The organism is Caballeronia sordidicola (genome assembly GCF_001544455.2).
Lineage (GTDB): Bacteria > Pseudomonadota > Gammaproteobacteria > Burkholderiales > Burkholderiaceae > Caballeronia > Caballeronia sordidicola.
This window is the reverse complement of the sequence record NZ_FCOC02000003.1, coordinates 490,493-511,276: the sequence shown is the minus strand read 5'-3', so window position 1 is coordinate 511,276 and position 20,784 is coordinate 490,493. Positions and strand designations below refer to the sequence as shown.

Annotated in this window: 20 protein-coding genes; 12 read left to right on the top strand and 8 right to left on the bottom strand. The window is 61.8% G+C overall.

What is annotated here, in order from left to right:
• Positions 1-91: 91 nt before the first annotated feature.
• Positions 92-730, top strand: a complete 639-nt coding sequence (locus AWB64_RS08620) for an FMN-binding negative transcriptional regulator (protein WP_060818261.1) — start codon at positions 92-94, stop codon at positions 728-730.
• On the opposite strand, the gene amaB is transcribed toward AWB64_RS08620, so the two are convergent.
• The 3 genes from amaB to AWB64_RS08605 form a co-directional block, all read right to left on the bottom strand.
• Positions 731-2,245: an L-piperidine-6-carboxylate dehydrogenase gene (amaB, locus tag AWB64_RS08615; RefSeq protein ID WP_060818260.1), complete on the bottom strand. Its 1,515-nt coding sequence runs from the start codon at positions 2,243-2,245 to the stop codon at positions 731-733. It lies immediately after the preceding gene.
• Positions 2,246-2,468: 223 nt separating this feature from the next.
• On the bottom strand, positions 2,469-3,713 hold the full coding sequence (locus tag AWB64_RS08610) for an aminotransferase-like domain-containing protein (RefSeq protein WP_244163992.1): 1,245 nt from the start codon (positions 3,711-3,713) through the stop codon (positions 2,469-2,471).
• Positions 3,710-4,657 (bottom strand): DUF1338 domain-containing protein, encoded by a 948-nt coding sequence (locus AWB64_RS08605; RefSeq protein ID WP_374728609.1) that lies wholly within the window; start codon positions 4,655-4,657, stop codon positions 3,710-3,712. Before AWB64_RS08605 ends, AWB64_RS08610 begins: the two co-directional genes overlap by 4 nt.
• Before the next feature lie 257 nt (positions 4,658-4,914).
• Here AWB64_RS08605 and AWB64_RS08600 point away from each other — a divergent pair, with 257 nt between their 5' ends.
• The 3 genes from AWB64_RS08600 (at position 4,915) to AWB64_RS08590 (ending at position 9,333) form a co-directional block, all read left to right on the top strand.
• Positions 4,915-5,826, top strand: a complete 912-nt coding sequence (locus tag AWB64_RS08600) for a LysR substrate-binding domain-containing protein (RefSeq protein ID WP_060818258.1) — start codon at positions 4,915-4,917, stop codon at positions 5,824-5,826.
• Between the two features lie 73 nt (positions 5,827-5,899).
• A complete protein-coding gene (gene prpF, locus AWB64_RS08595) occupies positions 5,900-7,066 on the top strand; it encodes a 2-methylaconitate cis-trans isomerase PrpF (protein WP_060818257.1) in 1,167 nt (388 codons plus the stop codon).
• A 320-nt stretch (positions 7,067-7,386) separates the two neighbouring features.
• Positions 7,387-9,333 carry an SMP-30/gluconolactonase/LRE family protein gene (locus AWB64_RS08590; RefSeq protein WP_060818256.1) on the top strand — a complete coding sequence of 649 codons (1,947 nt, stop codon included), beginning with the start codon at positions 7,387-7,389 and terminating at the stop codon, positions 9,331-9,333.
• On the opposite strand, the gene AWB64_RS08585 is transcribed toward AWB64_RS08590, so the two are convergent.
• Positions 9,281-9,742, bottom strand: a complete 462-nt coding sequence (locus tag AWB64_RS08585) for a hypothetical protein (protein ID WP_060818255.1) — start codon at positions 9,740-9,742, stop codon at positions 9,281-9,283. The genes AWB64_RS08590 and AWB64_RS08585 overlap by 53 nt on opposite strands.
• Before the next feature lie 179 nt (positions 9,743-9,921).
• On the opposite strand from AWB64_RS08585, the gene dinB reads away from it, so the two are divergent.
• From dinB to AWB64_RS08570, 3 genes are all read left to right on the top strand, one after another.
• Positions 9,922-11,076: a DNA polymerase IV gene (gene dinB / locus AWB64_RS08580; protein WP_060818254.1), complete on the top strand. Its 1,155-nt coding sequence runs from the start codon at positions 9,922-9,924 to the stop codon at positions 11,074-11,076.
• Between the two features lie 9 nt (positions 11,077-11,085).
• Positions 11,086-11,664: an alpha-ketoglutarate-dependent dioxygenase AlkB gene (locus AWB64_RS08575; protein WP_341845205.1), complete on the top strand. Its 579-nt coding sequence runs from the start codon at positions 11,086-11,088 to the stop codon at positions 11,662-11,664.
• A gap of 104 nt (positions 11,665-11,768) precedes the next feature.
• Complete coding sequence (locus AWB64_RS08570) at positions 11,769-12,548, top strand: hypothetical protein (RefSeq protein ID WP_060818252.1); 780 nt, start codon at positions 11,769-11,771, stop codon at positions 12,546-12,548.
• Here the strand turns inward: AWB64_RS08570 and AWB64_RS08565 are convergent.
• Complete coding sequence (locus AWB64_RS08565; protein ID WP_075643258.1) at positions 12,545-14,260, bottom strand: methyl-accepting chemotaxis protein; 1,716 nt, start codon at positions 14,258-14,260, stop codon at positions 12,545-12,547. The genes AWB64_RS08570 and AWB64_RS08565 overlap by 4 nt on opposite strands.
• A gap of 201 nt (positions 14,261-14,461) precedes the next feature.
• Between AWB64_RS08565 and arsC the strand changes: the two genes are divergently transcribed.
• Positions 14,462-14,884 carry an arsenate reductase (glutaredoxin) gene (gene arsC / locus AWB64_RS08560; protein WP_060818251.1) on the top strand — a complete coding sequence of 141 codons (423 nt, stop codon included), beginning with the start codon at positions 14,462-14,464 and terminating at the stop codon, positions 14,882-14,884.
• A 38-nt stretch (positions 14,885-14,922) separates the two neighbouring features.
• Here the strand turns inward: arsC and AWB64_RS08555 are convergent, their stop codons facing one another.
• Both AWB64_RS08555 and speB read right to left on the bottom strand, forming a co-directional pair.
• Positions 14,923-15,711 (bottom strand): class II aldolase/adducin family protein, encoded by a 789-nt coding sequence (locus tag AWB64_RS08555; protein WP_060818250.1) that lies wholly within the window; start codon positions 15,709-15,711, stop codon positions 14,923-14,925.
• A 35-nt stretch (positions 15,712-15,746) separates the two neighbouring features.
• Positions 15,747-16,697, bottom strand: a complete 951-nt coding sequence (gene speB / locus AWB64_RS08550; protein WP_060818426.1) for an agmatinase — start codon at positions 16,695-16,697, stop codon at positions 15,747-15,749.
• A 187-nt stretch (positions 16,698-16,884) separates the two neighbouring features.
• On the opposite strand from speB, the gene AWB64_RS08545 reads away from it, so the two are divergent.
• The 4 genes from AWB64_RS08545 (at position 16,885) to AWB64_RS08535 (ending at position 20,081) form a co-directional block, all read left to right on the top strand.
• Positions 16,885-17,775 (top strand): LysR family transcriptional regulator, encoded by an 891-nt coding sequence (locus tag AWB64_RS08545; RefSeq protein WP_060818249.1) that lies wholly within the window; start codon positions 16,885-16,887, stop codon positions 17,773-17,775.
• Positions 17,776-17,938: 163 nt separating this feature from the next.
• Positions 17,939-18,073 (top strand): hypothetical protein, encoded by a 135-nt coding sequence (locus AWB64_RS32515; RefSeq protein WP_279616251.1) that lies wholly within the window; start codon positions 17,939-17,941, stop codon positions 18,071-18,073.
• Between the two features lie 26 nt (positions 18,074-18,099).
• A complete protein-coding gene (locus AWB64_RS08540; protein WP_060818248.1) occupies positions 18,100-19,686 on the top strand; it encodes an FAD-binding oxidoreductase in 1,587 nt (528 codons plus the stop codon).
• Positions 19,683-20,081 (top strand): hypothetical protein, encoded by a 399-nt coding sequence (locus tag AWB64_RS08535; protein ID WP_060818247.1) that lies wholly within the window; start codon positions 19,683-19,685, stop codon positions 20,079-20,081. The genes AWB64_RS08540 and AWB64_RS08535 overlap by 4 nt, the downstream gene beginning before the upstream one ends.
• Positions 20,082-20,104: 23 nt before the next feature.
• Here AWB64_RS08535 and AWB64_RS08530 read toward each other — a convergent pair whose 3' ends face one another.
• The gene (locus AWB64_RS08530; RefSeq protein WP_244163991.1) at positions 20,105-20,506 is read right to left on the bottom strand and encodes a hypothetical protein; all 402 of its coding nucleotides are present in this window, start codon (positions 20,504-20,506) and stop codon (positions 20,105-20,107) included.
• Positions 20,507-20,784: the final 278 nt, after the last annotated feature.

Here is a 20,784-nt window from a genome sequence, read left to right as displayed (position 1 = left end):
TTTCCGCTTTCCATAATTGGCGCATCATGGGTGATCGGCTTCTGGATTGCATCTGGAGCCGATTCAAGCCGCTACGGAAACAGGAGCCCGAATGTATTTACCCGCCCACTTTGCCGAAGATCGCGTTGAAGCGCTTCATCGGTTGATGAATGAGTACCCGCTTGCCGCGCTCGTGACCCATGGGCCGAATGGCCTCGACGCCAATCATGTGCCCTTTGAACTGGATACGTCGGCGGGCGGTCACGGCGTGCTGCGGGCGCATGTCGCGCGGGCGAATCCGGTATGGAACGATGTGACGGACGGCGCCGAAGTGCTGGTGATTTTTCGCGGACCCGAGCACTATATTTCGCCGAACTGGTATCCGAGCAAACACGAAGCGCATCGGCAGGTGCCCACCTGGAATTATCAGGTAGTGCATGCCCACGGAACGATCACGATCCGCGACGACGAGAAGTTCCTTCGCGGACTCGTCGGGCGGCTCACGAAAGTGCATGAAGCCGGCGAGGAAAAGCCCTGGAAAATGGGCGATTCGGCGCGCGATTATATCGATGCGATGCTGCAGGCGATCGTGGGTATCGAAATCGGGATTACGCGGCTTGTCGGCAAATCGAAGCTGAGCCAGAACAAGGAGCGGCGCGATCTTCAGGGCGCCATAGACGGATTGCGGAGCAACGGCGAACAGCCGCTCGCCGATGCAATGTCCGAAGCGCTTGCCGCCAAACTGGAGTGATCAGACGTCGAACCTGACGCCTTGCGCCAGCGGCAATTCGCGGCTGTAGTTGATCGTGTTGGTCGCGCGGCGCATGTAGCTTTTCCACGCATCGGAACCCGATTCGCGGCCGCCGCCCGTTTCTTTTTCACCGCCGAACGCGCCGCCAATTTCCGCGCCGCTCGTGCCAATGTTCACGTTCACGATGCCGCAATCGCTGCCCGCCGCCGACATGAATTGTTCGGCTTCCCGAATGTCGTTGGTGAAGATCGCCGACGACAAACCCTGTGGCACGCCGTTCTGCAACTGCAGCGCATCGGCGAAGTCGTCGTAGGTCATCACGTAAAGGATCGGCGCAAACGTCTCGCGTTCGACCACCGCCGTCTGCGCCGGCATGCGCACGAACGCCGGACGCACGTAATACGCATCGGCGTGGTCGCCCACTTCCACGCGCTCGCCGCCCTTCACGTCGCCGCCTTGCTCACGTGCATCGCGCAGCGCTTTTTGCATTGCATCGAATGCGGCACGGTCGATCAGCGGACCCACGAGCGTATCGCTTTCCAGCGGACTGCCCACCTTCACCGACGCAAACGCTTTCTCCAGACGCGGCAACAACGTGTCGACCACGCTGCTGTGAACCACCAGACGACGCAGCGTCGTGCAACGCTGGCCTGCCGTGCCGACCGCCGAGAACGTCACGCCGCGCACGACGAGATCCAGGTCGGCGCTGGGCGCCACGATCACCGCGTTATTGCCGCCAAGTTCCAGGATGCTGCGGCCCAGGCGCTTCGCCAGCACTTGCGCCACTTCCATGCCCATGCGCACGCTGCCGGTCGCGCTGACGAGCGGCACCTTCGCAGACTCGGTCAGCGCCTGGCCGATATCCCGCTCGCCGATCAACAACTGGCTCAGGCCTTCAGGTGCAACGCCGGGGTGGGTTTTATCGAATTCGCGGAGGGCTTTTTCGAAAAGCGCATGACATGCGATCGCCGTCAGCGGCGTTTTCTCCGATGGTTTCCAGACCACCGAATCGCCGCAGACAAACGCCAGCGCCGCGTTCCACGACCACACGGCAACCGGGAAGTTGAACGCCGAGATCACGCCGACCACGCCAAGCGGATGCCATGTTTCCATCATCCGGTGCCCCGGGCGCTCGGACGCGATGGTCAGGCCGTAAAGTTGCCGCGACAGGCCCACGGCGAAGTCGCAGATATCGATCATTTCCTGCACTTCGCCCAGGCCCTCTGACGTGATCTTGCCGGCTTCCAGCGTGACGAGACTGCCCAACGCCGCCTTGTGCTCACGCAGCACGTTGCCGAACACGCGCACGAGTTCGCCGCGCTGCGGCGCGGGCACGGTTCGCCACTTGAGAAACGCCGCGTGGGCTGCGTCGATCTTGCGGGCGGCACTACCGGGGTTGTCGACAGCGAGCTTGGCGAGCGTTGCACCGTCTAGCGGCGAGCGCGCCACGAGGGCGTCGCCCTTCCATTGGCCTAGGTCCACGCCGAGCGCGCCGAAAATATCGTTCAGTTCCATCACTTCCTCTCCAAGTCGGGTTGCTGCGGCGGGCGTTGCGCGCGGCGTGTCGCCACCGCGTCAATGCCCTTTTGAAACCTGCGCCAGCATGTCGATACATACACAATGGCACAGAGTTTCAAGGCCAGAAAAACCTGCTAAATACGGTTAAACCGGTTTGATCCAGTGCTTAAGCCTCACCCAATTAGAACGCGTTTCCGTTCATATGGCGAGACGCAAATGGTCAGCGGCTTGCCAGCGCGAGTTTGAGGCGGCGCACGCCCTCGAACACTTCAGCCTCGCCCGTTGCGGCGGCAAACGACAGGCGCATGCTGGATGCATCGGCGCGATGCACGTAAAAGGCCGGACCCGGCACGTAGATCACGTTCTGCTCGATTGCGCGCTTGAGAAGCTCGGCGGCGTTGCGTCCGCCCTTCAGCCGCGCCCACACGAACATGCCGCCTTGCGGCACGACGTGCTCGATGTCATCGGGAACAAACTGGCGCAACGCGCTCGACAGCGCCTCGTAGCGCTTTTTATAAGCCTGCACGATAACCGGCACATGCTCCGCCAGCCTTCCGCTTTCCAGATAAAACCGCGCCGTTTCCTGTGCGAGCGGCGACGTGCAGAGATCGCTCGTCTGCTTGGCAATCAGCATGCGGCGCGTGATGGCAGGCGGCGCAATCGACCAGCCAATGCGCAAGCCGGGCGCAACGATCTTCGAAAGACTGCCGAAATACACGACCCAGTCGCTCGCGCCGGGAATGGTATCGGCGAGTGCGATGACCGGCTTGACCGGCTCGCCGGAAAACCGCAGTTCGCCGTAGGGATCGTCTTCGACCAGCACGAAGCGAAACCGCATCGCAAGCCGGGCGAGCGCCTCGCGGCGCGCAGTGGTCAACGTCGCGCCAGTCGGGTTCGCGAAGGTCGGAACGGTGTAGAGCAGCTTCGGGCGCGCGACGGGATCGAGCGCTTCGAGTTGTTCGCTAAGCGCATCGACGTCGATACCGTGCACGTCCGTGCGCACCGCGATCAATTGCGCGCCGGCGAGACGCAGTGCCTGGATCGCTGCCGGATACGCCGGCTCTTCGATCAGCACCGCGTCGCCCGGTGCAACGAGTATCTTGATCAACAAATCGAGCCCTTGCTGCGAGCCTGTGGTCACAATCAGATCGTCGATTTCGCGATTCACGCCGCGTTCGTTCATCAAACGCACGATCGCGCGGCGCAAGGCGGGTGCGCCGGCGGTGTCGCCATATTGCAGACATGCAACCGGGTCCGAGCGATACGCCGCGTCCATCGCGTGCCCGATTCCCGCGCGGTCGAACAGATCCTTCGAGGGATATCCGCCCGCGAACGAAATCATTCCCGGCCGGCTAAGATACTTGAACAGCTCGCGGATCGCCGAACCTCGCGGCGACTTGAACGGCTCCGTGAAATCGCAAGGATCGGGTGTGGAGTTCGCGTCCGGATTCAGGCTCGCCGTCACGCCGCCGCCGTCATCTTGAAGATGCCGGTCGCGTTGCCGGCATCGAAACCGAGATCGAGCACGCTGCGGCCGGTCGCATCGTCCAGAACCGTATCGCGGCTGATGAATTCATAGAAGGAACCGGGCACGTCGCGCTCGATCCGGGCGCCGGTTGCATCGATAAAAGAACGGCGCACCGGATCCGCGCGGAACGCCGTCTGGCGCACGCGGCCCGACTTCGAGACTTCCACCGAATCCTTGATCGGACGGCCGAGCGCGCGCTGGGCATCGGCAACCGCGAAGACGTCGTCCACGCGGTCCGTTGCGTGATTGAACGCGTTGCCTTCGGTCGCGATCCACGCCATTTCCGCCGATTCCGCGCGCAGCATCTCATAGTCGGCAAGATGCGCAACCGCGTGCTGGCGCTCGAAACAACGCACGATGACCGGCAACAACTCGCACGCCATGGCGAGCGGCAGCGCGCCATCGCGCTCGAGTTCCGCTAGCGACGCCACCGCTTGCGGTGTCAGCGGGTCCACGCTTGCGCCGATCACGCGTGTCACCGCCTGCTGGAATTCCGGGCTGAAACGCTCCGGGTGCAGTTCGCTGACGAAATACTGGGCGATGTCATCAGGAGCATCGAGGTGCTTGTACGAACGCCCCGTCATCTTGATCCGATCGAGCGGATACGTGCCGTTCAGGACGAAGCCGAGCGGCCGCAGAATTCGCGTGAACGCGGCTTCTCCGGGCGGCAACGCGCCAGATTCGCTCCACCGCACCGTGCGCAGCGCGCCGTGGTCGAACTGCACGCGCGTTTGGGTGTGCTGCAAGTCGGCCGTGTAGGCACGGCCACTCGGCACACGCTCGAGCAAGCCGGCGAACAGCGCCATGTTCATTGCCTGCGCCAGTTCAGCCCGCGTAACCGCTCCCGGTGTGAAAATGTTGATTGCAGCGGGCAAGTTCATCAATTGCACTAACCCGGCAATTTCCGCTTCGGGAACAACAGTGGCGAGCAATGCGGCGAGGTTCGGATTCATTTTCTGGAGTTCCTGCTGGTCGGGCAATGCACATGCCTCAAAGCTTGATCGGGCGCGGTGCGCGATCAATAGCGGTCGATTCTGAGCCGCGTCAAAAAGCCATGCAATTGATATAAACTCATGACTTGGTTCCAAAAACGCACTAACTGGGCTTTTTATCGCCTTAGTGAGGCAACTAAAAAAACATGAGAAAGGGCATCCCCAACCTGGTCGCGTTGCAGATTTTCGAGGCAGCCGCGCGCCACGAGAGCTTCACGCGCGCCGCCAACGAACTTTCACTTACGCAGAGCGCGGTGTGCAGGCAAGTGGCGTCGCTGGAGAGCCGGTTGGGCGTCGCCTTGTTCCTGCGGATCAAGAAGCGCATTGTGCTGACCACGCACGGGCGGCAGTACGCGGCGCTCGTGCGCAAGAATCTCGACCGGATCGAACGTGACACACTCGAACTGATGGCGCAGCGCGGTGTCGGGCGGATTCTTGAAATTGCGGTGGTTCCGACGCTCGCGAGCCAATGGCTGATTCCGCGTCTGCCGCAATTTCGCGCGCGGCGCCCGGATATCACGGTGAACCTGTCGATCCGTACCGAACCGTTTCTCTTCAGCGATTCTCCGTTCGACGCCGCGCTGTACTTTGGCGACTCCGTATGGCCCGGCACGCAAGGCAAGCTGCTGTTTCGCGAAGGCAAGGTCGTGCCTGTGTGCAATCCGTCATTGCTGCCGGCCGCCGCACCGGTATCGCTCGATCAACTGACTGAATTGCCGCTGCTGCATTTATCGACGAGACCGGACGCGTGGCGCACATGGTTTCGCCTGAACGGGCTTGAACACGACGTGCGCGCGGTGCGTGGCGCACGTTACGAACTGTTCACCATGCTCACGAGCGCGGCGCAAGCTGGCTTGGGCGTGGCGTTGTTGCCGGAAATCCTGCTCGCGGACGAATTGTCGTCGGGAAGGCTGGTCGTGCCGCTCGATAAACCGATGACTGGCGAATCCGGCTATTACCTCGTTGCGCCCGATGAAATTGCGCATGACGAGCCATTCGTGGCGCTGTCGGAGTGGCTGAGTTCGGTTGTTCCGCGAGGACAGGAAGTCGCGGCGTGAGAACATGAAAACAATTAAGGCTTCAAAATAAGCGTAAGGGCACGCACTGCATCCCGCTTACCGGAGACTCATCTTGGCGCAAACAAAAATCCCCGCTGTCTACATGCGTGGCGGCACGAGCAAAGGCGTATTTTTTCGTCACGACTGGCTGCCTGAAGACGCGGCCTTGCGCGAGCGCATCCTCATGCGCGTGATCGGCAGCCCCGATCCCTACGCCCAGCATATCGACGGCATGGGCGGCGCCACCTCCAGCACAAGCAAGGTCGTGATCATCGGGCCGTCGTCGCGCGGCGATTGCGACGTGGACTATCGTTTCGGGCAGGTCGCCATCGATAAACCCGTGATCGACTGGTCCGGCAATTGCGGCAACCTGACCTCGGCGGTCGGTCCTTTTGCCATCGCGCAGGGTCTCGTCGACGCCCCGCGCGACGGACTCGCCATCATCCGGATCTGGCAAGCCAACATCAACGCGAGGATCATCGCCCACGTCCCCATGCGGGACGGCGAAGTAATGGAAGAAGGCGATTTCGAACTCGATGGCGTCGCTTTTCCAGCGGCGGAAATCCGGATCGAATTTCTGGACCCGGCGGGCGACAGCGAGCATTCGAATGGCGGCATGTTCCCGACCGGAAACGCACTGGACGTGCTGGAAGTGCCGGGCGTCGGGCCGGTCGAGATGACGATGATCAACGCCGGCAACCCGGCCATTTTCATCGATGCAGCGAGCCTGCAGCTCAACGGAGCCGAGTTGCAGCGAGACGTGAACGGCAACAGCGCGTTGCTTCAAAAGGCCGAAGCGATTCGCGCGCATGCGGCGGTCCGGATGGGTCTCGCGAAAACGCCTGACGAAGCCACGCAGTCGAGGCCGCATACGCCCAAGCTCGCGTTCGTTGCCAAGCCGAGCGATTACGTGGCGTCGAGCGGCAAGCAGGTCAAAGCCGCAACGCTCGATATCAACGCGCGCATTTTTTCGATGGGCAAGCTTCACCACGCAATGACCGGAACGGGCGCAGTCGCCATAGCCGTCGCGGCTGCGATTCCCGGTACGCTAGTCAACCGGCTCGTGCCAGATTCAAAAGGTGCGGTTCGCTTTGGGCATCCGTCGGGCAGCCTTGCGGTCGGCGCTGAAACCGTGCAGATAAACAATGACTGGGTCGTGACAAAAGCCATCATGAGCCGAAGCGCGCGCCGGTTGATGGAAGGCTTTGTGTTCGTACCGGCAACGATGTTTGCTTCGTAAGCATCCAGTCATACGATCGCAATTAGGTTGACTAAGTATTACCTGATAAGTGTTACCTAATTACCTGCATCGGCTCTGCAAATGGAAAGATTTCCTGTATTCCCTCGCGCCGATAGCCTCAAATAAAGCCGCGCCATTTATTTTTGATTTTTATCCGCGGCGCTTTCCAATATTTTCCCCGTACGATCAGCCATGGCGTGATCGCGGTTTCTGCATCACTCGCCTCGATCACAACGCCTTCGCCAGACGCCGCCCAAGGCACCCGGGCGCACTACGCGCCTTTGCCCCCGCCACCCGACACGTCCCGGAGAACATCGCTCATGGTCATGAAACGCATCCGCAATCTGTTTGCAGCCAGTGCGCTGTTTGCTGCGATTGCAAGTCCCATTCAGGCGCAATACACCACGGACTGGCTGGCAAACACGTATGGAACGAGTTCCACTTACGTGGGCAACGGCGCCCGCTCGATGTGGATAGCGCCCGAAGGCGTCATCTACACGGCGTCGCTCTGGGATGAAAACGAAGGCGGAATCGCAATCTACCAGAACCGCAAGAGCGCGGGTTCCATCGGCATTCACAACGAGTTCCAGGGCAGCGCCATTACGGGCAATGCAACCTCGATCTTCGCCGCCATGCAATACGACAGGAACAAGGGCAGCGGACTCGTGGGCCGATACAACCGCGCCACCAAGACCCGCGATTTTGTAATCGCCGTCAGCGCGACCACGACCGAAACGCGCGCCGATGTCATCACCGGACTCGCCACCGCCGGTTCCCTGCTCTACGCGAGCGACTTTCCGGGAAATCGTGTGCGCGTCTTCACGACCGACGGCGTCTGGCAACGCGACATCAACGTGACAGGCCCCGGCGCGCTCGCCCTCGATAACGCCGGCAACCTCTGGGTCGCGCAGAAAGATGCGGGCGCCATCGTGGAATTCAGTCCGGACGGCGCTGCGTTGAACACAATCCAGATGCCCGCTACATCGCGTCCGTCCGCATTGTTTTTCGACGCCACCAACGGGCAGCTCATGGTCGGCGATCAAGGGCCCGACATGAACATCAAGCTCTACCAGACCGCGGGCGCACCCGCCCAGGTCGGCACGTTCGGCATTCAGGGCGGTTATCTCGACACCACGTCGGGCATCAAGGGGCAGGTCGGCGACCGGCGTTTCACGCGCGTGGTGGGTATCGGCAAGGACGCGGCCGGCAATCTCTACGTGCTCAGCAATCCCTGGGGCGGTACCTGGGACCTCGCACGCAACGGCAACACGGACATCTACGTCTACGACACTTCAAGCATCCTTCGGTGGAGACTTCAGTCGCTCAACTTCGAAGGCAACGGCGAGCCAGACCCGGGCACAGACGGCGCGTACTTCTATGGCGGCTTCAACGTCTATACCGGCACTGCCGGAGGCACGTTCGTTGCGAACACGGTGAATCCGTTCGACTTTCCGTCCGATCCGCGAATCGACATCAACGATACCCAACGCGGCCAGCACTTCGCGCAAGTCGCCACGGTCGGCGCGAACCGCGTGATGGTCGCGGCCGGCCAGAACCCGGGCGTGTTCAATTTCTATCACTTCAATACGGCCAACGGTTACATCGCGATTCCGGACGGATCACTGCCGGGCGCGCTGTTCAACACGAGCACGCTGATCACGGGCGGATTCTCCCTCGACAGCAACGCGAACATCTGGGCGGGTCCGGACAGGACAAACCGCATTTACTACTATCCGCTGACCGGATTCGACGCCAACGGCAAACCCTCGTGGGGTCCCGGCTTCGCGTACGCCACGCCGAGGTCCATCCTGCCTCTGACGCGGATCATCTATCTTGCTGGCAGCGACACCATGATCCTCGCGCAAGGCATTATCGGCAGCACGGACTGGACGTCCATAGGAAAGCGCGTCGAGGTGTATCACGGCTGGCGCGCGGGCAATCAAACAGCGCCGAATCCGGTGATCAATCTCACGAGCGCCAATCCGAAATCGATCGCCGCCGCAGGCAATTATCTGTTCGTCGGATATGTGCACACGGCGCCGAACATCGACGCATTCAATCTCGCGACGGGCAGCCTCGACATCACGTTCACCAACAGCAATCCCGGGAATGTGGACGTGGGCAACGACGTGGATTCCATGTATGGCTTGCGGGCATATTTGCGCTCGACCGGCGAGTACGTCGTCACCAAGGATAACTACAACGAGTCGAGCATCATTGTTTATCGATGGACGCCCGGGGCCGCGGCGAATGCGGCTCAACGGTAGCGGGCGGCTGCGGATTGTTCGCCGGATTGGTGTCGAACTTGACGACGCGCTCTATGCCAACCGTGCCCGCGAGCGCCGACAATTCCGATTGCAGCGTGTCTGCAATGTCCCTGGCATAGACATCCTCACCGTTGACGTACGCCGTGAACGAGCGCAGATATCTGGCTTTTTTCTCGGGATTCTCAATCGTGTCCCGCGTCCATTGGTACAGCGGATACTTATCGGCGCCCGATTTTTCCGCCTCGGCCACATAGCCGGCAAATGCATCGAACTGGCATACAAGGGTGGCGCCATGCCGCCGCAGCACCTCGTCCAGTTGCGGCGGCATGCGCTGCGGATCGTCGCGCACGGTTCCGGCCAGTTCGGGTGAGGCGGTGATCCTGATCTGGAAGAGCCACGTGTCGACCATGCTTGCCTCGCTACAGGTGTGAAAGTTGAACGATCATGGCGCAAAACCCGCGCCAATTGGTACGCCATTACTCCCTGATTAGCGCAATCCAGTTTTCGATGTAAAATACTGTACATCCATACAGTTATTGATGCCATGTCCGATCCTGGCGGAAAAATCGGTGCACGCGGGGCGCCGCCATGACCACGCGCCGTATTGCGCATCTCGACATGGACGCGTTCTATGCGTCGGTCGAACTCCTGCGCTATCCCGAACTGCGTGGCCAGCCCGTGGTAATCGGCGGCGGAAAGAACGCCACGCCCGAAACCCTGCCAGACGGCTCCCGCCGTTTCGTCAGGCTGCGCAATTACGCCGGCCGGGGCGTGGTGACGACCTCGACCTACGAAGCGCGCGCGCTCGGCGTGTTCTCGGCCATGGGCATGATGAAAGCGGCGCAACTCGCGCCGGACGCCATCCTGCTGCCCACCGATTTCGACTCGTATCGGCATTATTCGCGGCTTTTCAAGGCGGCCGTCGCCACGTTCACCACGCAAATCGAGAACCGCGGTATCGACGAGATTTATATCGATCTCACCGCCCTGCCGGGAGATCCGGCGGAGATCGCCACACGCATCAAGCAGGCCGTGCGCGACGCGACCGCCCTGTCGTGTTCGATCAGCGTCGCGCCGAACAAGCTGCTGGCGAAAATCGGCTCCGAACTGGACAAGCCGGATGGCCTGACCATTCTCACCGCCGCCGACATCCCGGTGCGGATCTGGCCGCTGGCGGTGCGCAAGGTCAACGGCATCGGGCCGAAGGCGACCGAAAAGCTGGCGGCTATAGGCATAGAAACCGTCGGCGATCTCGCGCGCGCCGATCCGCAACTGCTTCAGGCAACGTTCGGGCGCAGCTATTCGGCGTGGCTCGTGGAAGTGGCGCAAGGTGTCGACGAGCGGCCCGTCGTGGTCAGTTCCGAGCCGAAGTCAATGAGCCGCGAAACCACCTTCGAGCGCGACCTGCATCCGCGCCAGGATCGCAGCGCGTTATCGGCGGCGTTCACGGATTTGTGCACGCGCGTTGCGGACGACTTGCGGCGCAAGGGCTACGAAGGGCGCACGGTCGGAATCAAGCTGCGCTACAACGACTTCAGCACGGTCACGCGCGACCTGACGGTGCCCGCGCCCACGGCCGACGCCACCGAAATCCGCCGCGCCGCCACCGAATGCCTGCGGCGCGTGCCGCTCGACCGGCGCCTGCGGCTCCTGGGCGTGCGCGTGACGGCGCTGGTGCCGGCGGGGTCGTATATCGCCGGGCCGGCGCCCGTTCAAGGCGAACTGCCGTTTGCCGCCGACTGAGGAAACATCGTGTATCAAAGCGATCTGTTCGATCCCGCGCCGCTCGATCTCATCACTGACGCCGAGTGCGGGATCCGCTATCTCCCGGATGTGGTCCCGGCCGCCACGGCGCAAGCGTGGTTCGAGCAAGTGCTCGGCGGCGTGATCTGGAGCAACCAGCGCCGCATGATGTACGAGCGCGAAGTCGATGTACCGCGCCTGACAGCGCATTTTTCGCTCGGAGCCGCGGACTTGCCCGAGCCACTGCAAGAGGCGGCGGCTGCGGTCAGCGTGGCGGCCGGCGCGGCGTTCAACAGCGTGGGACTGAACCTGTATCGCGATGGCAATGACAGCGTCGCGCCGCATAACGATCACACCCAGGAACTTGTGCCGAAAGCGCCCATCGCCATTCTTTCGCTGGGCGCAACGCGCCGCATGACGGTCCGCGCAAAATCGGGCAAAGGGCGCACGCTCAATGTGGATCTGCACGCAGGCAGCGTCCTCGTGATGAGTCATGCATCGCAATTCACGCACAATCACGGCATCCCGAAGATGGCGGAAGTCGCAGGTCCGCGCATCAGCCTGGCGTTTCGCTGCATGAGCACCTGAGCGCCGCAACGGCTGCTCAAACGGCGCGCGTGGGCGTACAGTCTCTACAGCGTCCATTCCGGGTGCTTGCCCAGACAACACTCGACGCACCGGGCCCAATTCTCATGCAGAAAGCGTATCTGAACCGTCTCGCCCCCGATGTTCGCGCGCTGGCCGAAGACCTTGAATACGCGCTTGGCTTCGAGATCATCGTGAAGGTGAACCAGCACTTGCCGCGCCGCGCCGCCGACGAACCCGGCGGACTGGAGTGCGAAGTGGATCAATCGGGCGCGCGCATTGTCATCCCGGACCCGGACTGGTTTCCGGATGGCTCCGTGCTGCACGAACTGTTTCACGTGCGCCGCTTCCTGCTCGAAGGAATCCCGCTTCTGGTCGACAACAAAGCGTACGTACGATGGAATCCGTGCGTGAGTTCGGCCGTGACGTATCACGACAACTGCATGGAGCATCTCGTGATCGTGCCCGAGGAATTGGGTCGGCGTCCTGAACGCTTGGCACATTGGGAGCGCGCGATAAAACAGGTTTGGGGCACGCTCGCCGTCACTGCATCGCACGAAGCCGATTGCCGGCAAGGCGCGCTGGTGAACTGGGCGTTCATTGAACATGTTCTGCCGGACAGCGCAACGCGGCGCGAAGCGGTGACAGTGCTCGACCGCCTCGGCTTCAGGGAAGCGGCCGCGTGTTTCGCGGATGCGCTAGCGCCGGTTCTCAACGATAAAGAAAAGCTCGTGAAGCGCTGGTTCGAGCATCTGCACCTTCAGCCAGAGATGGCGTCGCTCCGATATCTGAACGTGTGGGACAACGCGTGCCGGGAAACGCCGCTGAACATTGTTGCAGCAGCGGCGCGCTCAGGCGCGCAGCGCAACCAGCGCCCTGCCCGTTAAAACGCTTCCCAGTCGGCGGCGCCTGCCAATGCGACGGGCTTCGCCTTCTCGACGCCCACGAGCGGCGTTTTCAACCGGGCAAGCCGTTCGCTTGCAACCGCGCGGGTCGTCTGCGCGAGCGCCGCTGCACGAGCGGGTTTCGCCGCGGGCTTCACAAATTCCGCACCACCATCGTTCAACTGAAATACCGCCACCGCCGCTTTCAACGCGCCCGCCTGATCTTCCAGCGACTGCGCGGCAGCAGCCGCCTCCTCCACCAGCGCCGCGTTTTGCTGCGTCACTTCGTCCATCTGCGTCACGGCCAGCGCGACTTGCTCAATCCCGCTGCTTTGCTCGTGCGATGCCGCTGCTATCTCGCCCATGATGTCGGTCACACGCTGCACGGCGCCGATGATTTCGGACATCGTGCGGCCGGCGTCGCCCACCAGCGTTGTACCCGTCTGCACGCGCGCCACCGACGTGTTGATCAGTTCCTTGATCTCCTTGGCGGCCCCGGACGAGCGCTGCGCCAGGCTGCGAACCTCGGCGGCCACGACCGCGAAGCCCCGGCCCTGCTCGCCGGCCCGCGCGGCTTCCACGGCTGCGTTCAACGCCAGGATGTTGGTCTGGAACGCAATGCCTTCGATGATCGTGATAATGTCCGCGATCTTCGTGGAACTCTGGTTGATGTCGCCCATGGTATCCACGACTTGCGAGACCACCGTGCTGCCCTTGTTCGCAATCTCCGACGCATTCGCGGCGAGCGAACTTGCCTGACGCGCATTCTCCGCGTTCTGCTTCACCGTCCCCGTCAGTTCGTCCATGCTCGACGCGGTTTGCTGCAGCGCCGACGCCTGCTCTTCCGTGCGCGACGACAGATCGATATTGCCCGCCGCGATCTGCTTGGTCGCCGACGCAATCGACTCGCTGCCCGAGCGCACCGTGCGCACGGTATCGATCAGGCTTGCCTGCATCTTCGCCAGGCCGGTGAGCAACTGGCCCATCTCGTCACGCGATGTCACGACCAGTTCGCGGCGCAGGTCGCCGGAAGCGATAGCGTCGAATTGAGCGAGCGCTTCGTCAAGCGGACGTCCGATGGCGCGGCGCAACGACAGCCACGAAAACGCGGCGGCAATCAGCCCGATAATGATCGCCACCACGCTGATGGTCTGGAATTCGCTGAACTTCTGCTGCGAGAGTTCGAAGTCGCTCTTCGCAGAATCGAACTGGTACTTGCGCAGCGACTCGCCAATGGCCGCCATTTCGTTGAACTTGACCTGCATGGCTTCCGCCGATGCAACGATCTTTTCGGCGTCGTTCGCGCGCACGTTCGCATAACCATCGTCGAGCATCTTTTGAAGTTCGAGCCGCTTCGCCTGGAACGCCTCAGCCATCTCGTGCTCGCCGGGTCCCTGCGGCAGTGCGGCGTAACGCGCCCATTCCTTGTTCGCACGATCGCGCATCAATGCGCCGCGTCCGATCGCCGTCTCCGCCGCAGCCGGCTTGCCAACCAGCAAGGCCGCGCGGTCGAAACTCAGCCGCTCGCGCGCCGTGAACATCTCCGCATTGCCGGCCGCTACCGCGCTGGGCATTTCGTTGGTGAAAAGGCCGCGCGTGGTCTCGTTGCCGCGGTTCATGCCCCACAGGCCCAGGCCGCCGATTATCACCAGCAACACGCCCAGAAAGGCCATGGCGATCCCGAGGCGCCCCTTGATCGTAGAAAGTATGTTCATGTCTCACTTGTCTCAACACCGTTATTCAAGCGGCGGCGCATGTGGATGGCAACGCGCAAACCGGAGCCGGATAAGGTTGTCGGCCCATATGCTTTAACGGCAATCGCCCCTCTCACTTGAGCAAATTGTCATAGCATCGTGGTATGCAGCGTCAATGCACATGCTTTCATTTTTATTACTGGCAATACCGGAGACACACCCATGGACGTCACGATTTACCACAACCCGTCATGCGGAACGTCGCGCAATACGCTCGCGCTGATTCGCAACGCCGGTATTGAGCCGAACATAATCGAATATCTGAAGACGCCGCCGGATCGCGGCACACTGATCAAGTTGATTCAGGACGCGGGGCTTGGCGTTCGCGACGCGCTTCGTGAAAAGGAGGCGGTGTTCGTGCAACTCGAACTCGCCGATGCAACGCTTGCCGACGAGCAATTGCTCGACGCCATGCTCGCGCATCCCATTCTGATCAATCGTCCGTTCGTGGTGACGCCGGAAGGCACGCGGCTATGCCGGCCATCGGAAAAACTGCTGGAGATTCTTTCGGTCGCCCAGCAAGGTCCGTTCGCCAAGGAAGACGGCGAACGGATCATCGATGAAAAGGGCAACAGGGTTCGCTGATAACCGCGAGCCAGGTCACGCGAATCTCGCGGCGGTTGTCAGGAACGGTAGTCGGGTTGTGTATCGGCGATAAGACGCAGCGCCGCCTGCCATGCAAGTTCCGTGATGCCGTCCGACCCTTCGGATTCGAACTGGCGCGCCGTGAGCTCGCGCACATGTTCGGGCGGAAAACGCAATTGCGCGCCGCCTGCCATGGCCTGCACTTGTGCCTGACACGCGCGCTCGAGAAAGTAGATTTCATGGAACGCGTGTGCGGCCGTCGCGCCGCCCGCGAGCAGACCATGGTTGCGCAGGATCATCGCCTTATGCGGACCCAGGTCTGCTACAAGACGATCCCGTTCGCCAAGATCGAGCGCGATGCCTTCGTAGTCGTGGTAACCGAGCTTGCCGTAGAACTTCAGCGCATGCTGGCTGATGGGCAAGAGCCCGTGCTCTTGCGCGGATACGGCCGTGCCCGCCGCCGTATGCGTGTGCACGACAAACGCCAGATCGTGACGCGCCATGTGCACCGCCGAGTGAATGGTGAATCCCGCCGCGTTGACCCGGAAAAGCTCCGGCATGTCGCGCGCTCGGTCATCGATAACCTTGCCCTGATAATCGATCTTCACCAGATCCGACGCCCGCATTTCATGGAACAGCACGCCGTAGCGGTTGATCAGGAACGCAGGTTTTTCATCGGACTTGCCGGGCATGACGGGCAAGCGCGCGGTGATGTGCGTGTCGATCATGTCGGTCATGCGAAAGTGCGCCACCAGCCGATACAGCGCGGCAAGGTCCTCGCGAACTTTTTGCTCGGCGGCGGAAAGAGAGGTCGGGACGGGCTGCATCGTGAGGTCCTTTTTTGGGGCATCGAAACGCGAGCTTAACGCCGTATGACGCCCGGCAGCACGCACAGCATTTCATACAGCAGGTTGGCGCCAAGCAATGACGTGTTGCCGGTCGTATCGTAAGGCGGCGACACTTCCACCAGATCGCATCCGATCAGGTCCAGCCCGTGACAGCCGCGAATGATTTCCATGCCTTGAATCGTGGTCAGGCCGCCGATTTCCGGCGTGCCCGTACCGGGTGCCCAGGCGGGATCGATGCCATCGATATCGAAACTAAGATACACCGGCCCGCCTTCCACCTTGCGCCGCACTTCGGCCATCAGCGGGTCCAGCGATTTATGCCAGCATTCTTCCGCCTGCACGACGCGGAAACCTTGCCTGCGGCTCCAGTTGAAATCGTCGGCGGTATACCCCTGCGCCCGCAATCCGATCTGCACCACGCGCTCGCAATCGAGCAAACCCTCTTCCACCGCGCGGCGAAACGTCGTGCCATGCGCAATCTTCTCGCCGAACATATGGTCGTTGACGTCGGCATGGGCGTCCACGTGCACGAGCCCGATCTTGCCGTGCTTGCGGTGCAGGGCGCGCAGGATCGGCAGCGTGATCGTGTGATCGCCGCCGAGCGTGAGCGGTTTGACATCGTGCTTGAGAATGCCGTTGTAATGCTCTTCGATGATCCGCACCGCGTCGAGCAGATTGAACGTGTTGATGGGCACGTCGCCGATATCCGCCACCGACAGCGAATCGAAGGGCGCCGCGCCCGTCGCCATGTTGTAAGGCCGGATCATCACCGACTCCGCGCGAATGCCGCGCGGGCCAAACCGTGTGCCGGCGCGCAACGACGCGCCAATGTCGAGCGGCACGCCTATGAAGGCGGCGTCCAGTCCTTCTGCCGATTGCAGATGCGGCAAGCGCAGCATGGTCGCAATACCGCCAAAGCGCGGCATCTCGTTACCGCCCAGCGGCTGATGAAAGATCTTTTCCATGGCATATCCCTCGCATTCGTTCATCGAATAGTCTGCGTCCGATTCTGAAGGCATGCGCCACGCGAACAAAGTGCTGGCATGAAATATTTAGTTCAGGTATTTCTAAAGTATCGGTGCGCAGCCCTTCTTGCTTAACGGTTTCTTGCTGCGCACGTCCACCTCTTGTTGTCTTAGAGGAGCGCTCGTCGTGGCCACAGTTCTGCCTGAAGCACGCTTGCTGCGCATCTTTGCCTGCGTGGTGCGGCATCAGGGATTCGCCGCGGCGCAGCAGGAACTGAATCTCTCCACATCGGCAATCAGTACCTATATGAGCCAACTGGAATCGCTGGTCGGCGTGGTGTTGTGCCATCGCGGACGCGGAGGATTCAGCCTGACGCCCAAGGGCGAGGAGTTTCATCAGGAAGCGTTGCGGCTGCTGGGCGAAGTCGATGGTTTTGAGCGTTACGCCGCCGGCTTGCGCGGCGAGTTGCGCGGCAGCATCAAGTTGGGCGTGCTGGATTCGACCGTCAGCGACAAGGCGTTGCCCCTGTCCGAAGCAATCGGCGCATTCACGCGCGAACATCCCGCGCTGCATTTGCATCTGCATGTGCAAAGCCCTTACGAATTGCAACTCAGTGTGCTTGGCAACCGGCTCGATCTCGCGATCGGCGCGTTCCACCTGCGCATGAACGGCCTGATTCACCATGCGCTTTATCGCGAGCAGCATTGGCTTTATTGCAGCAACACACATCCGCTTTTCAACGAACAGCAGATCCCGCACGAAACCATCAGCCAGCAGCGGATGGTCGGCCGCGCTTACTGGAGCCAGACCGAGCTTGCACGCCACGGCTTCAAGCGCAGCGAGGCGACGGTCGACAGCATGGAAGGACAGTTGATCCTGATTCTGTCCGGCGCGTTCATCGGCTTTTTGCCTGAGCATTATGCGCAGGCCTGGGTCGAAAACGGCCGCTTGCGGGCGCTCGAACCCGCGGCGTTTGGCTACCAGGCGCCATTCGGATTGATCCTCAGGCGCGGGCGTTCGAAGGAACCGCTGATCCAGAAATTCCGCGAAACGCTCAAGGGTTATCTGCCTCGGTAGATCCAAGACCCGCAAACTCGGCTCACGCGTCGGATGCTTCCCGATTCGCCAGCCGCTCGATTCTTCCAGTCCTGCGCGGAATAAATCGAAATCTCCATCCGTTAAGACTTCAAGCGCCGCGCACGGAACGCAGCGCGTTTTAATCAACCCTTGGAGAATTCACATGAACATCAAACGCATCGCCTCGATGCTGCTCGCCGTCCTGACCGTCTCCCTCGCCATGTCGCTCGCCGGATGCCAGACCGACGGCACGGGCGGCGGCTCGGGATCGGGCTCGAGCAGCAGCGGCGGCTATTGAACCGGGTCGAACACGTTGATGGAGCCATGAGCGGACCGGCGCGTCCGCCGGGAATGTCCGAGTCCGATTTCCAGCGCGCGCTTGGAGAATTCGCCGCCGTCGTGGGCCGCGCTGCCGTGCTTTCCGGAGAGGGGGCGGCGCAGCCGTATCTCGATCCGTTCGATCCCTTCCCACCCGGCGACACTCGCGCCCATGAGGCATCGGCTGTCGTTCTGGTGGCGGACATTGAACAGCTTCGCGCCGTGCTGAACGTGGCGAACCGGTATGGCGTGCCTTTGTGGAGCGTGTCGACCGGACGCAATTTCGCCTATGGCGGCGCCGCGCCGCGGCTCAAAGGCTGCGTCGTGCTGGACATGCAGCGCATGAACCGCGTGCTCGAGATCAACGAGACGCTGGGCTTTGCGCTCGTCGAACCGGGCGTGAGCTACTACGATCTTTATCGCGAGCTGAAGGCAAGAGACAGCAAGCTCTGGCTCGATCCGCCTGCCGCCGGCTGGGGCAGCGTGATGGGCAATACGCTCGAGCGCGGCTTCGGCACGACGCCTTACGGCGACCACGCGTCGGCGCAATGCGGCATGGAAGTGATGCTGGCAAACGGCGACCTGGTGCGCACCGGCATGGGCGCAATGAGCGGCAGCCGCGAATGGCAGGTCTTCAAACCCGGTTTCGGGCCGTCTTATGACGCCATGTTCATGCAATCGAATTTCGGCATCGTCACGAAGATCGGCGTGTGGCTGATGCCGCGTCCGGCAGGCTATCTGTTGTGCCGCTATATGTTCCGTCATGACGCCGATCTGGAAAATATCGTGGAGACATTGCGCCCCCTCAAGCTCGACGAAACCATCCAGAGCAACGCGGTCATCGAAAGCGCCGTGCGCTGGGCCGCGGGCGTTTCCACGCGAAAGCAATGGTATGACGGGCCGGGCGCCATGCCGGATGCGCTGATCGACAAGATGGCACGGGCGCTTGGTATCGGCCGATGGAACCTGCGCTTTTGCCTGTATGGCCCCGAGCGTCTGGTCAAGGCGCGGCGCGATGTGATCCACGAGCGTTTTTCACGCATCGCGGACGCGCAGCTGATCGAGTTGCCCTATATCGATTCCAGCGTCGAACCGAAAGGCGGCGGGGACCGCAGCCAGGTCGGCATTCCGAACCTCGACGCGTTCAACCTGCTCAACTGGCGCGGCGGCTCGGGCGCGCATATCGACTTCTCGCCGGTGTGCCCGCCGGTAGGCCACGACGCCGTGCAGCAGGTGCGAATGGTGCGGGACCGGGCGGCGCAATACGGCTTCGATTACTACGGCGGGTTCACCGTCGGAGCACGCAGCATGCATCACATCTTCGCGGCCATTTTCAATCGCGACGACGCCGGGCAAACCACTGGCGCGCGCAACTTGCTCGAAACCTTGATAAACGACTTCGGCGCGGCGGGTTATGGTCAATACAGGACGCATCTGGAATACATGGACCTCGCGGCGTCGCAGTACGACTTCAACAATCATGCGCTGATGCGCCTGAGCGAGACTATCAAGCATGCGCTCGATCCGAACGGGGTCCTGTCTCCGGGGAAACAGGGAATCTGGCCCGGCAAGAACGGAGGCCGCGCACAATGAAACACACGCGGCGTGATTTCCTGGCGGCAAGCTCGCTGGCGGCTGGCGTGCAAACGCTATGGTCCACGAGGGCGCTGGCGTTGTCGCAACCGTACGAGCCGGTCGTACAACCGCTCATCGTCATATTCGATGAAGATCTCGCCGACAGCCGCGCGTTCGCCTTGAGAGCACAGGTAACAGGTGCGCGCAGCGTGCCGCTGAGCCGTGACGTCGGCGAACTCTGGTTCCAGCTTCAAAAGCGCAACCCGGACTCGCCGCAGCAGGGGTTCGCCGGACTGACACAACACGCCGATGCGTTCCTGCTTGCCCGCTTCGCGCAGGACGCAGGCATGCAGGTAACGCAACACGCCGTGGGCCCGCTGATCATGTGGCGCCTGGACCCGCCTGCCGCCTGAGACCGGTTGAACTCGGGCCGTCCTCACTCCGACTTGCAGACTATTGCAGTCGTCACGGGTGTTATTTCACGGACGATTGCGCTGCTTCCCGACTGGCGCACGCGTTCCTTGACATCGTCGGAAGGTCCTGTCACGACCACGCCATAAGCAGAATCCGCGATAGGCGTTCCCTTGCCTTGAGCGAAAAGGGGATCGTCCTTCTGATAGCCGAGCACGACAAACACCTTGAAGTCGTATGCCGTGAGCTTGACGCCGTGAGCCGGCCGGAACGCGTTGACGGAGTTGGCCTCGACGCGCATCGGCTTGCTCTGGATTTCGCCGCTTGCCAGAAGCGCGCTGATAAACGTATGCCCCGACGATTTGCAGTCGAGCTGTTCCTCGATCGCCTCAGCATGCGCGAGCGTGGGCAAGAGTACTGACAGCACGCATAGCGCAGTCGCAGACTTTGTCGCCATTCTGAGAGACTTGGTGATGCGCATCCCTGCCCCCGTTTTTTCGACATTGCATTAGGCAGCCACCAAGGTTTTTGGCCGCTGCTTCCGAATGTACATGCACGCCGGTTTTATTGCCGAGACGATGCGTGCCCTGCCGCTCACACGCCCGGGCGACCAGGCGCGCCGCATGACCGGAACCGCTCCAGGCGCACGGCAAAGGTGCAAGTCCGAAAACCTCGCCAACGTTTGCATGTTTTAGCGTGCTCCCC